Origin of the sequence: Staphylococcus shinii (assembly GCF_017583065.1) — a bacterium.
In the GTDB taxonomy this organism is placed as follows: domain Bacteria; phylum Bacillota; class Bacilli; order Staphylococcales; family Staphylococcaceae; genus Staphylococcus; species Staphylococcus shinii.
Genome location: NZ_JAGEVL010000001.1, coordinates 81,300 through 93,653 on the forward strand (window position 1 = coordinate 81,300; position 12,354 = coordinate 93,653).

Here is a 12,354-nt window from a genome sequence, read left to right on the forward strand (position 1 = left end):
ATAACTATGGAATCAATTACAGTTGATGAATTAAAAAGTGAAATTTTAAGCGCTGATCCCGTCAATATCATTGACGTTAGAACAAATGAAGAAACAGCGACTGGGATTATCCCTGGTGCAAAAACAATTCCAATGAATGAAATACCAGAGAATCTTAACCAATTTAATGAAAATGATACTTATTATATTATCTGTAAAGTTGGTGGGAGAAGTGCGCAAGTTACTCAATACCTAGAACAAAACGGTATTAATGCAGTTAATGTTGAAGGTGGTATGGATGCTTGGGGAGACGAAGGTTTAGAACTGAAAAGTGTCTGATTTCACTAGAAAATAAATAATCATACGCGTGTCATTATAGATAATGATATGAGTATTCTGAATTAATTTATAATGTACTTCAAAGTATTTACTTTATTAAAGTGTCTACTTTGAAGTGCTTTTTTTTATGTTAAATTTTTGGTAGGATATTCAATTTTTAAATGGGTGCGCTTGAATACTTTAGAATTGTATGTAGATTGAGAGGCGATATAATAAGAAACAGCCCAACACATCAATATATGTAAATTGAGCTATTTAAGTATTTGTAAAAAATTATAGATTATATAATTTGTGAAAGTTTAAAAATATTGTGTGATTACGAAAATAAATTTCTTTCTAAGATTTAAATTTAAGTTGATTGGGTCGTGAGCGCGAATTCACTTGCATTGGAACCTGCAACGTGTCCAGTAACCAATGCACTAGTGATGTTATAGCCACCAGTATAACCATGAATATCTAACACTTCACCGCATAAAAATAAGCCAGGTATAATTTTGGACATCATTGTTTTAGGCTGTAATTCTTTTAGTGAAACACCACCACCGGTTACGAATGCTTTTTCAATAGATAATGTACCATTGACGTAAAAAGTAAATCCTTTTAATAACGTTACAATATTATTGATTTGTACATTGGAAATGTGGTGCGCAGTTAAATCATCAGCGATGTCAGACTGTTCGATAATAAATAATAAATAACGTTCTTCAATTAACCCATGTAAACTGTTCTTGATGTACTTATCTGGTGTATTTTCAAGTAAACTTCGGATTTTTAGTTCTAATTCATTTTTCGTTAATTCTGGAAAAGCATCAATTTGCATTTGTATTTCTTGTTGTTTTTGGTTTTTTTGTTCCTTATAAACGAATTGACTACATCTCAATGCAGCAGGGCCGCTGACACCAAAATGTGTGAACAGCATATCCATTTGATGTGTGATTCTCGTTTTTCCATTCTTTTTTAATACTGAAAGTGCGACATCTTTTAGGCTTAATCCTTTTAGACGTTTGTTTTTAATAAAAGGCTCAGCAGAAGTAATCGGTACTTCAGTAGGAAATAATTCAGTGATGGAATGACCTAATTGTTCAGCGAATTTATACCCGTCTCCAGTAGAACCGGTTTGAGGCACACTAGTACCACCTGTTGCAATAACCAAGCTTTGGCTTTCAAAAGATTGTTGATCGTTAAGTAATACGTGGAAAGTTTGATTCTCAGTGTATGTAATCGAAGAAACAGTTGCCTCTTCTTTAACTTCTACATTGTTTTGTTGTAAGGTTTTGATAAGTGCATCTACGACGTCTTGAGCTTTGTTAGAAACAGGAAACATACGTCCATGATCTTCTTCTTTTAAAGATACGCCTCTAGACTCAAAGAAATGAATGATTGATTCATTATCAAAAACTGAGAAAGGGCTATATAAAAATTTTCCATTCCCAGGAATATTTTTTATAATTTCATCATAAGGAAGACGGTTGGTTACATTGCAACGACCACCACCAGAAATTTTTAATTTACGGCCTAGTCCTTTTTTCTTTTCAATCAATAAAACGCTGTCGCTTGATTTACTCGCTGCAGCAGCTGCCATAAGGCCACTTGGACCACCGCCGACGATAATTGTTTGATACATTTCATTGCCTCCCTTTACTAAATAGTGTTATTTTATAGTTTATAGTAATATAGTTTTGAAAAAAAGTGGTTATAACGTTATTATTGAAGTTACGAGTGTAAAAATTTAATTTGAGATAGGAAGATCTGAATGAGTGAAAGTAAAGAATTAGTTAGGGGTACCTTTTTAATCACCCTTAGTATATTGATTACTAAAGTCTTGGGTGTATTATATATTATTCCATTCTACGCCATTATTGGTGGGGAAGAAAAATTGGCACCTTTTAACTATGCATATACGCCTTATAATATTGCCATTGCAGTTGCGACTGCTGGTGTACCATTAGCGGCGTCTAAATATGTGTCTAAGTATAATGCTTTAGGTGCATATAAAGTAAGTGAAAAGTTGTATAAATCCAGTTTTATTGTTATGACCATTACAGGATTTATAGGATTTTTCATTTTATATTTATTAGCACCAAGTATAGCGAGCATCACGTTAGCTCACGAATCAGGAGCTAAAGGTGGTTGGTCAGTCGATGACATTACTTGGATTATTAGAATTATCAGTATGGTCGTAATATTTATTCCATTACTCGCTACATGGCGTGGTGTGTTTCAAGGTTATAAATCAATGGGCCCAACAGCAGTATCAGAAGTTATAGAACAAATTGCACGTATCTTGTTTATTCTAATTGGAAGTTATTTAGTGCTTAATGTCTTTAACGGTAGTGTATTACAGGCTAATGGTATAGCAACGTTTGCTGCAGCAATAGGTGCCGTAGCTGGTATCTTCACATTATGGTACTACTGGAGAAAAAGAAAACCAAATATTGAAAAAATGGTTGCAACAGATGTTTCAGGCATAAGCGTTTCTTATGGCAAAATGTATAAAGAAATTATTTCATATAGTATTCCATTTGTTATTGTTAGCTTGAACTTCCCATTATTTAATTTAGTTGACCAATTTACACATAATGGTGCTTTAGATTTAGCAGGTGTACCGAGTCAATTACATGACTATTTCTTTACTATTTTAAATATGACAACCAATAAAATAGTGATGATTCCAACGTCACTATCAGCTGGTTTTGCAGTAAGTTTAATTCCATTTATTACAAAGACATACGAATCTGGTGAGTTAAGTGAAATGCATAGACAAATTAGAACTTCTTTAGGTGTATTAATGTATATTACAGTACCAGCGAGTTTAGGAATTATGGCTTTGGCTTTACCATTATATACTGTGTTCTATAGTTATAATGTTGATGGAAGTCAGTTATTATTCTATTATGCACCAGTTGCTATTTTAATTGGATTGTTAAGTGTGACAGCGTCCATGCTACAAGGTATTGATAAACAAAAACTGACTGTATTTGTAATTTTATCAGCAGTTGTTTTAAAAGTTGTGCTAAACACACCCCTCATCATGGCTTTCCATACAGCTGGAGCAATTTTAAGTACAGCAATTGCGTTACTGTTTGCTGTTTTATGTAATTTTTATATACTTAAAAAATATGCAAAATTCGATTTTTCAGAGACATGGTTACATTTTAGTAAAATATTCTTATTCGGTTTAATCATGATGATTGTAGTTGAATTATCTTCATTTATATTACAAATGTTAATCTCACCAGAATCTAAAATAGGTTCATTAATTATTTTAATTATTAGCGTGGTAATTGGTATGGTTGTTTACGGAAGTATCACCATGAAGACGAAACTGGCTGATCAATTTTTAGGTGAAATACCAAATAAGCTTAGACGTAAATTAGGTATTATTAAATGAGATTAGACAAGTTTTTAGCGAACATGGGTGTTGGCACACGTACCGAAGTAAAACAATTATTAAAAAAGAAACAAGTAACTTTGAATGATAATGTAGAAACATCACCTAAAAAGCAATTGGATCCAAATATTGATGTTGTAAAAGTAAATCAAACGCACATTCATTATATCGACAAGGTATATTTAATGTTAAATAAGCCTAAAGGCTACATTTCAGCAACTGAAGACGACCATCAACAAACTGTGATTGATTTGGTTGATGAATATAGATATTTAAATGTTTTTCCGGTGGGACGTTTGGATAAAGATACAGAAGGTCTTTTATTAATTACAAACGATGGGCAATTCAATCATGAATTAATGAGCCCCACAAAGCATGTTCCTAAAACCTATGAAGTGATTTCTAAAAAAAATATTACCAAAAATGATATAAATGCATTTAAAGTGGGTATTGAATTAAATGAGGGATTGGCAAAACCAGCGGAATTAGTGAAAAGTGATGAAATGTATAAATCATTTGTTACAATTCATGAAGGACGTTATCATCAAGTTAAGCGTATGTTTCATGCAATAAATAATGAAGTTTTAGAATTGAAACGTCTTAGCATTGGCGATCTTCATCTTGATTTAACTTTAGCACCAGGAGAGTATCGTCAATTAAATGAGCAAGATTTTAAAAGTTTAGGATTAAAATAAAGAAGAGGTGTAGTTATTATGTCAAAATTATTTAAAGCAATCGTAGGCATCGGTGGGGCAGCTGCAGCCGTTGTTCTCTCTAAAAAAGAAAATAGAGATAGACTAAAAGATGAGTATAGTAAATATAAATCTAACCCAGAGTCTTATAAACAAAATGCCAAAGACATCGCAAGTCAAATAAGTTCTAAAGCTGGTGAAACATATAGTGAAGTAAAACAAGATCCTAAAGGATATGCTTCAAAAGTTAAGCAAGATCCTAAAGGTTTCATCAATGAACAAAAAGATCGCTTCAAAAATGTTAGTGAAAATGAAGAAGAACATATTGAAGAAGCGAGATTTACCGATGAAGGCGCTGCTGATCCATCAAATAACCTACGCGTTGTAACAGAAGAAGAACTAAAAAATAACAATAACAAACATGATGAAAAATAAAGTTTAAACTGTATTTAAATGTATAGGTGAGTTATGAAAATCTTAGGCTGTGAAAAGTCAAAGTGATCAAACACCTTAAATAGTTAATCAGCCTATAGGGGGCGAGAATAAGAAATCAAATTCAACATTTTGGTTTCTGGCTCGCTCTCTTTTTATATTAATACAGACTTTTCATACGGTTATCTATAGCGTTTAAACTGTTATAACTCAAATCATAACAGTTAGTTTTTTGAATTATTAGACACATCTCACTGTAGTTTCTTCATTACTTCATGTAAAATATTAAATATATTAGTTATAAGAAGGAAGTTGATTGCAAATGTGGAGAGATAAAGTAAAAGCGTATGAAGGTCAAATTATTGAAGACTTGAAAGGACTTTTATCTATCGAAAGTGTAAGAGAAGATGATAAGGCATCTTCAGAGAATCCTGTTGGGCCTGGGCCACGCAAAGCTCTAGATTATATGTACCAAATTGCAGAACGTGACGGATTTGGAACACATGATGTTGACCATATTGCTGGACGAATTGAAGCGGGTAAAGGTGAGGATCTTTTCGGTATCTTGTGTCACGTAGATGTTGTACCTGCTGGCGATGGATGGGATTCAGAACCATTTAATCCAGTAGTCACTGAGGACAAAATTGTAGCTCGTGGTACTTTGGATGACAAAGGCCCAACAATTGCGGCTTATTATGCAGTCAAAATTTTAAATGAAATGAATGTAAATTGGAAGAAACGTATACATATCATCATCGGCACGGATGAAGAGTCTGATTGGAAATGTACAGATCGTTATTTCGAAACAGAGGAAATGCCAGTGTTAGGTTTCGCTCCAGATGCTGAATTTCCAGCTATTCACGGAGAAAAAGGTATCAGCACATTTGACGTGATTCAAAACGAAAAAGCTGAAGATCAAGATGAACCTGAATACGAATTACGTTCATTTAAGTCTGGTGAAAGATATAATATGGTCCCAGACGAAGCAGTAGCACATGTTGCTGTTAAAGAAAATATGACCGATGTCATTCAAAGCTTTGAACAATACTTAAATGAAAAGCAAGTCGAGGGTGAAAGTGTTGTTGATAGTGGTGTATTAGTCCTTAAAGTGTATGGTAAAGCAGTACATGGCATGGACCCATCTATTGGCGTAAATGCAGGATTATATTTACTGAATTTCTTATCTGATTTAGACTTAGATAAAACAGCGGCTAATTTTGTAGAATTTAGTAATAAATACTTATTTGAATCTCATTTTGGAGAAAAAATGGGTATGAAGTTCCATACAGATGTAATGGGAGATGTTACTACTAATATCGGCGTAATTACTTATGATAATCAAAAAGCTGGATCATTTGGTATCAACTTAAGATATCCAGAAGGCTTCGAATTTGAAGAAGCACTGACGAGATTCAAGAGTGAAATAAATCCATTAGGTTTTTCAATTAAATTAGGTAAGAACCAAACACCGCATTATGTGGAAAAAGATGATCCATTTGTACAAAGTTTAGTAGAAGCATATAGAAACCAAACTGGTGATCAAACTGAACCATATACAATAGGCGGCGGTACTTACGCGCGTAATTTAGATAAAGGTGTCGCATTTGGTGCAATGTTCAGTGATTCTGAAGATTTAATGCATCAAAAAAATGAGTATATTACTAAAAAACAATTATTTAATGCGACAAGCATTTACTTGGAGTCATTATATAAATTGTGTGTGGAGGAATAAATATGACAAAAGTTCTGATAAATGAAAAACTTGTTGATGAACAAGATGCTAATGTACCGTACAATGATAGAGGTTACGTCTTTGGCGATGGTATCTATGAATATATAAGGGTTTATAATAATAATGTTTTCACAGCTAGAGAACATTTTGAAAGATTATTACGCAGTGCTAAAGAGATTGGTTTGGAACTAAAATATAATGTAGACGAATTGACAGAACTAATTCAAGAATTATTATCTACAAACAGCATCGTTAATGGCGGTGTTTATATCCAGGTAACTCGTGGAGCTGCGCCTCGTGACCATGCGTTCCCTACACCATCAGTAGAAGCGAATATCATGGCGTTTACGAAGTCTTATGACCGTCCATACAAACTACTTGAAGAAGGTATAAATGCTATTACAACTGAAGACATCCGTTGGTTAAGATGCGATATTAAAAGTTTGAATTTATTAGGAAATGTATTAGCAAAAGAATATGCTACAAAATATAATGCTCAAGAAGCTATTCAACATCGTGGTGATATTGTCACAGAAGGTTCTTCGAGTAACGTGTATGCGATAAAAGACGGCGAGATTTACACACATCCAGTAAATAATTATATATTAAATGGTATAACACGTATGGTTATTAAATCAGTTGCTGAGGATAAAGGTATACCTTTTAATGAAGAAGTATTTACTTTAGATTTCTTAAAAGGTGCAGATGAAATTATTGTGTCTAGTACATCAATAGAAGTCATGCCTGTTGTTAAACTGGATGGTGAAAATGTAGGTGACGGTAAAGTAGGTAGTATTACGAAATCGTTGCAAGAAGGATTTAATAGATACATTGACACACATAGTTAATATTTTCCATAAATGGATATAAAATGTCACATAAATTATGTTGAAATTATGTTATAATGCTAACTGAGCCGTTTAAGAGATTTCAATATAAAATTGAAAGTAAAATGTATCTTTTTGTTTCTCATTTTTGGTTGAAATTCAACCTCAAACATTATAAAATCTTTTATGAGTCTTGAAATCGACCGTAAGAAATTCATAAAAAAAAGATATAGAAATATTAAAATAGTACTTTGTTTGAGATTGATTTATGGTATGATGTAAAAGTTACTATAATTTGAAAATCAGTACTGTTGCTAAATAACTTAACTTGAACCACATGGGACATTGTGTCAGTCATAAAACTTGAGGCGACATAAATTTGGGTTGAAGTTTAAAATACTGTAATAGAAAATGATTATATATGGCTCTCGAAATTTGTTTTCTTGAGCCATTTTCTAATTGAAAGTGAGGTGAACGTGTTGGAGCAGTTTTATCAATTGGGATGGACGCTTGATTCAGCAGGCGGTGCATCTGGTGAAGCGTATATGGCTGAACAGGATGGGCAAAAGTTATTCCTAAAAAGAAATTCAAACCCATTTATTGCGGCATTATCAGCCGAAGGTATTGTGCCGAAATTAGTGTGGACAAAACGCATAGAAACCGGTGAAGTGGTAACGGCGCAGCATTGGAAAAATGGTAGAGAACTTACTTTCAACGAAATGTATGAACAACGAGTAGCAAATTTATTGAAAAAGATTCATAGTTCTAAAACATTACTTAATATGTTAAAACGTATGGAAATGGAACCAATTACTCCTGATATTTTATTAAACAAGATTAACGCTTCTTTATCACGAGAAGTTTTAACGCATCATGTTGTTAGAAAAGCTTTAACTTATCTTGAAGACCATATGCCGAACTTGGATCCTCGTTTCTTTACAGTAGTTCACGGCGACGTTAATCATAACAACTGGCTATTGTCTGACCACGATGAATTATATCTTGTTGATTGGGAAGGTGCGATGATTGCTGATCCGGCGATTGATTTAGGTATGCTGCTATACAATTACGTTCCAGAGAAGATATGGCCTCAATGGTTAAACGTTTATGGCACTAAAGATTCAATGGATTTACAAAAACGTATGAAATGGTACACAGTGGTACAATCTATTGGTATGGTACAGTGGTATGAAGAACAAAAACGTTATAAAGATATGAATATGTGGCTTAAATTTTTAAATGAAGTCATGAATAATAATGCATTTATATAAGGAGTTATCAAAATGAGAATGCGCTACAAGCCATGGGCTGAAGACTACTTAAAAAAGGAACCAAATTTAGTGGATCTCGACGGTAGTCATGCAGGGCAAATCAGTGATTGGTTTGATAAGGATCAACCGATTTACATTGAAATAGGTTCAGGGATGGGACAGTTTATAACCACACTTGCTGCACAAAATCCTGAAATCAATTTTATTTCTATGGAACGGGAAAAAAATGTAATGGTTAAAGTTCTAGACAAAGTATTGGACCAGGGTTTAACTAATATCAAACTCATTTGTAATGATGCGATAGAACTCAATGAATATTTTAAAGATGAGGAAATTTCTCGCATCTATTTAAATTTTTCCGATCCATGGCCAAAGAAAAGGCATACTAAACGTCGCTTGACTTATCATACTTATTTAGCTTTGTATAAACAAGTATTAAAGGAAGATGGAGAACTTCATTTTAAAACTGATAATCGAGGACTGTTTGCATATAGTTTAGAAAGTATGTCACAATTTGGTATGTATTTCACCAAAATTAATTTGAATTTACATCAAGAAGATGATGAAACTAATATAGAGACAGAATATGAAAGAAAATTCTCTGACAAAGGTTCTAGAATTTATCGCATGGAAGCAAAATTCCATTAAGTTAATATAATGATTCCAATTGATAGGGCAAAGCCTTATCAATTTTTTTTGACTTTATATCGTAATTTTACACTATAAAACGAAAAAAGAGCATAACATGTTCGATAGTGCATTGTTTTACGTAATAGATTGTTTGTATTAATATAAAAGATAATGAGTAACTAAGGCTAACTGGATACTGAGGAGGAATTGGTTTATGAAATTAGGACGTTTTAGCGTACATTATTTAAACGGCGGTATTACAAATATTGATGGAGGAGCGATGTTTGGTGTCGTACCACGAGCTTTATGGATAAGAAAATATGAAGTGAATAATAAGAATCAAATTCCTTTACCTACGCATCCAATATTAGTACAAACTGATGATAAAAATGTCATCATAGACACTGGTATAGGTTTTGGTAAGTTGACAGATAAAGAACGTAGAAATTTCGGTGCAGAATATGAAAGTCACATCAATGAGGATTTAGAAGCATTAGATATGACGACGAAGGATATCGATTATGTGTTAATGACGCATATGCATTTTGATCATGCTGCAGGTTTAACTGATAATGAAGGGCATGCGATTTTTGAAAATGCTATCCATATCATTCAACAAGACGAGTGGCATGAATTTCAAAGTCCAAACTTGAGAAGCAAATCAACTTATTGGAAGAAAAATAACGGTGATTTCCAGCAGAAATTATTATTGTTTGATAGAGAAATGGAAGTTTTGCCAGGTATTAAGATTATGCATACTGGAGGACATAGCTTTGGTCATTCTATTATTACGATAGAGAGTGAGGGTGAAAAAGCTATTCACATGGGAGACATATTTCCGACAATTGCACATAGAAACCCATTGTGGGTAACAGCTTATGACGATTATCCTATGCAATCAATAAGAGAGAAAGAACGCTTAATTCCGAATTATATTTTAGATGATTACTGGTTCTTATATTATCATGATGTGAATTATTTTGCAGTGAAATTTGATAAGCAGAGTATGACAGACATTGAGACATTTATTTCTAGAAATTAAAAAGGGTTAAAGTTATGAATTTAAGTTTCAGAGTTAAAACATGATTTAAGAAATATTCGTGTATATTTCTTGAGCATAACCCGTTTTAAATCTTCGACTTCAATTATGTATATAGTTTTTGTGATATGAAACAATCTTAGCGCATCTCTAATAGATGACGTGAATGCTCCTACTATATACATCTTAAGTTCATAACTTTAACCTTCTATCATTCACATTCAATAATATTAATGATTTCTCCACTATTTGCATCGACAAAAAAATCATATGAAGCAAGTGAACCATTGTGTTGGGTAGTAATACCCCCTTGAAAAACAAGTGTAGTATCACTAGTATTTTTATAAGTAATTGGTTCATGCAATATGTATGAGCCTATAACATTCATAAAATAAGTTCTAACTTCAGAAATGATTTTTTCTGGATCTTGATGCTGTTGATGCTTGCGGCGAGTATAAAAATAAATAGATCCGACAATAGTTGTCAGCGTAATAAATAAGATGATGAACCTATTTTTTTTATTCAACATAACACAATCTACCCCCAATAAAGTCATAATTATAGTTTACCATAATGAAGATGATATAATAAATCTTAAGGAGTGAGACACGTTGGATATAAACAATAATAAAACATTAACAAGAATGAAAATATTAACAGAATTACATGGTGCCCCTGGTTTCGAAGATGATGTAAAATCGTATATGGAATCAGAAATGTCACCTTTTGTAGATGAATTTATTTATAATCGAATGGGTGGCTTTTACGGAGTGAAACGCTCTAAAAATCCTAATGCTAAACGTATAATGGTTGCTGCTCACATGGATGAAATTGGTTTTATGGTGACTAATATAACTAGTAACGGTATGATACAGTTTACCAATTTAGGTGGTGTTGCCAATGATATTTGGCAAGGACAAAAACTTAAAGTAAAGTCACGTCATGGGGAAGAAATTAGTGGTATTGTTGCAAATATACCTAAGCACTTTAGATCCGGCAATGAAGGTGCTCCTAAAATTGAAGATTTGTTGTTAGATATTGGTTGTGAAAATTCTGAAGAAGTAGCGCAACGGGGTATTGAAATCGGTGATAGTATTGTACCTGATACTGCATTTACACAATTGTCTGAATATCGTTATGCTAGTAAAGCTTGGGATAATCGTTATGGTTGTTTACTTGGTATCGAATTATTAGAATTACTAAAAGGTGTAGAATTAGATTTTGATTTGTATGTAGGTGCTAACGTACAAGAAGAAGTAGGACTACGAGGTGCAAGAGCATCTGCTGAACTCATTGATCCTGATGTTGCCTTTGTTGTCGATTGTTCTCCGGCAAACGATATGAAAGGAAAACAAAATTTATCAGGTGAATTAGGAGAAGGTACTTTAATTAGAATTAAAGATGGCACAATGTTATTAAAGCCAACATTTAGAGATTATTTACTTTCACTTGCTAAAGAATTTGGCATAGCTCACCAATATTATGTTTCGCCAGGTGGCACAGACGGCGGGGAAATTCATAAAGCTAAAATCGGTATACCTACAGCAGTAATTGGCGTTTGTGCACGATATATCCATAGTACAAATGCAGTGTTTGATATTAGAGATTATGAAGCTGCAAGAAAATTATTAGTAGAGAGTATAACGCATTTAAATCAAGAAAAAATTGAAATATTACAATATAAATAATATAGGAGTGTTAAGATGAAACATTTAGAAAGTGAACAACAATTTGAACAATTAAAAAATGAAAAAACTGTATTTTTATTTACTGCAGACTGGTGTCCTGACTGTAAAGTTATTGAACCAGAACTCCCTCAAATAGAAGAGAAATTCACTGAATACAAATTTATATCAGTAGATAGAGACAAATTTATTGATTTATGCGTTGAGCATGGCATTATGGGTATACCAAGTTTTCTTGTGTTTAGTGCTGGTCAACAAATTGGCAGTTATATTGGTAAAGAGCGTAAATCAATTGAACAAATTGATGCATTTTTATCTTCGTTATAAGTCGATTCAT

At 32.9% G+C, this 12,354-nt stretch carries 13 protein-coding genes; 11 read left to right on the plus strand and 2 right to left on the minus strand.

What is annotated here, in order from left to right; all coding sequences use genetic code 11:
* The first annotated feature begins 6 nt into the window (after positions 1 to 6).
* Entirely contained in the window at positions 7 to 318 is a 312-nt protein-coding gene (locus J5E45_RS00460) for a rhodanese-like domain-containing protein (protein WP_039067049.1), read from the plus strand.
* Positions 319 to 667: 349 nt separating this feature from the next.
* Here J5E45_RS00460 and J5E45_RS00465 read toward each other — a convergent pair whose 3' ends face one another.
* Positions 668 to 1,942, minus strand: a complete 1,275-nt coding sequence (locus J5E45_RS00465; protein WP_069792228.1) for a BaiN/RdsA family NAD(P)/FAD-dependent oxidoreductase — start codon at positions 1,940 to 1,942, stop codon at positions 668 to 670.
* Between the two features lie 129 nt (positions 1,943 to 2,071).
* Between J5E45_RS00465 and J5E45_RS00470 the strand changes: the two genes are divergently transcribed.
* The 8 genes from J5E45_RS00470 (at position 2,072) to J5E45_RS00505 (ending at position 10,335) form a co-directional block, all read left to right on the plus strand.
* Positions 2,072 to 3,709, plus strand: a complete 1,638-nt coding sequence (locus J5E45_RS00470) for a putative polysaccharide biosynthesis protein (RefSeq protein ID WP_039067052.1) — start codon at positions 2,072 to 2,074, stop codon at positions 3,707 to 3,709.
* Entirely contained in the window at positions 3,706 to 4,404 is a 699-nt protein-coding gene (locus J5E45_RS00475; protein ID WP_069792227.1) for a pseudouridine synthase, read from the plus strand. Before J5E45_RS00470 ends, J5E45_RS00475 begins: the two co-directional genes overlap by 4 nt.
* A gap of 18 nt (positions 4,405 to 4,422) precedes the next feature.
* Complete coding sequence (locus tag J5E45_RS00480; protein WP_039067054.1) at positions 4,423 to 4,836, plus strand: YtxH domain-containing protein; 414 nt, start codon at positions 4,423 to 4,425, stop codon at positions 4,834 to 4,836.
* A 319-nt stretch (positions 4,837 to 5,155) separates the two neighbouring features.
* A complete protein-coding gene (pepV, locus tag J5E45_RS00485; RefSeq protein ID WP_039067055.1) occupies positions 5,156 to 6,565 on the plus strand; it encodes a dipeptidase PepV in 1,410 nt (469 codons plus the stop codon).
* 2 nt (positions 6,566 to 6,567) lie between these two features.
* Positions 6,568 to 7,413: a D-amino-acid transaminase gene (gene dat / locus J5E45_RS00490; RefSeq protein WP_039067056.1), complete on the plus strand. Its 846-nt coding sequence runs from the start codon at positions 6,568 to 6,570 to the stop codon at positions 7,411 to 7,413.
* A 458-nt stretch (positions 7,414 to 7,871) separates the two neighbouring features.
* Positions 7,872 to 8,663, plus strand: a complete 792-nt coding sequence (locus tag J5E45_RS00495) for a phosphotransferase family protein (RefSeq protein ID WP_069792225.1) — start codon at positions 7,872 to 7,874, stop codon at positions 8,661 to 8,663.
* A gap of 12 nt (positions 8,664 to 8,675) precedes the next feature.
* A complete protein-coding gene (gene trmB, locus J5E45_RS00500) occupies positions 8,676 to 9,311 on the plus strand; it encodes a tRNA (guanosine(46)-N7)-methyltransferase TrmB (protein ID WP_039067059.1) in 636 nt (211 codons plus the stop codon).
* Positions 9,312 to 9,507: 196 nt separating this feature from the next.
* Positions 9,508 to 10,335 carry a YtnP family quorum-quenching lactonase gene (locus tag J5E45_RS00505; RefSeq protein ID WP_039067060.1) on the plus strand — a complete coding sequence of 276 codons (828 nt, stop codon included), beginning with the start codon at positions 9,508 to 9,510 and terminating at the stop codon, positions 10,333 to 10,335.
* A 208-nt stretch (positions 10,336 to 10,543) separates the two neighbouring features.
* Here the strand turns inward: J5E45_RS00505 and J5E45_RS00510 are convergent, their stop codons facing one another.
* Positions 10,544 to 10,861: a PepSY domain-containing protein gene (locus J5E45_RS00510; protein ID WP_039067062.1), complete on the minus strand. Its 318-nt coding sequence runs from the start codon at positions 10,859 to 10,861 to the stop codon at positions 10,544 to 10,546.
* 115 nt (positions 10,862 to 10,976) lie between these two features.
* Here J5E45_RS00510 and J5E45_RS00515 point away from each other — a divergent pair, with 115 nt between their 5' ends.
* Complete coding sequence (locus J5E45_RS00515) at positions 10,977 to 12,020, plus strand: M42 family metallopeptidase (RefSeq protein WP_411774094.1); 1,044 nt, start codon at positions 10,977 to 10,979, stop codon at positions 12,018 to 12,020.
* A gap of 15 nt (positions 12,021 to 12,035) precedes the next feature.
* Entirely contained in the window at positions 12,036 to 12,344 is a 309-nt protein-coding gene (locus tag J5E45_RS00520; RefSeq protein ID WP_069792223.1) for a thioredoxin family protein, read from the plus strand.
* The last annotated feature ends 10 nt before the right edge of the window (positions 12,345 to 12,354 follow it).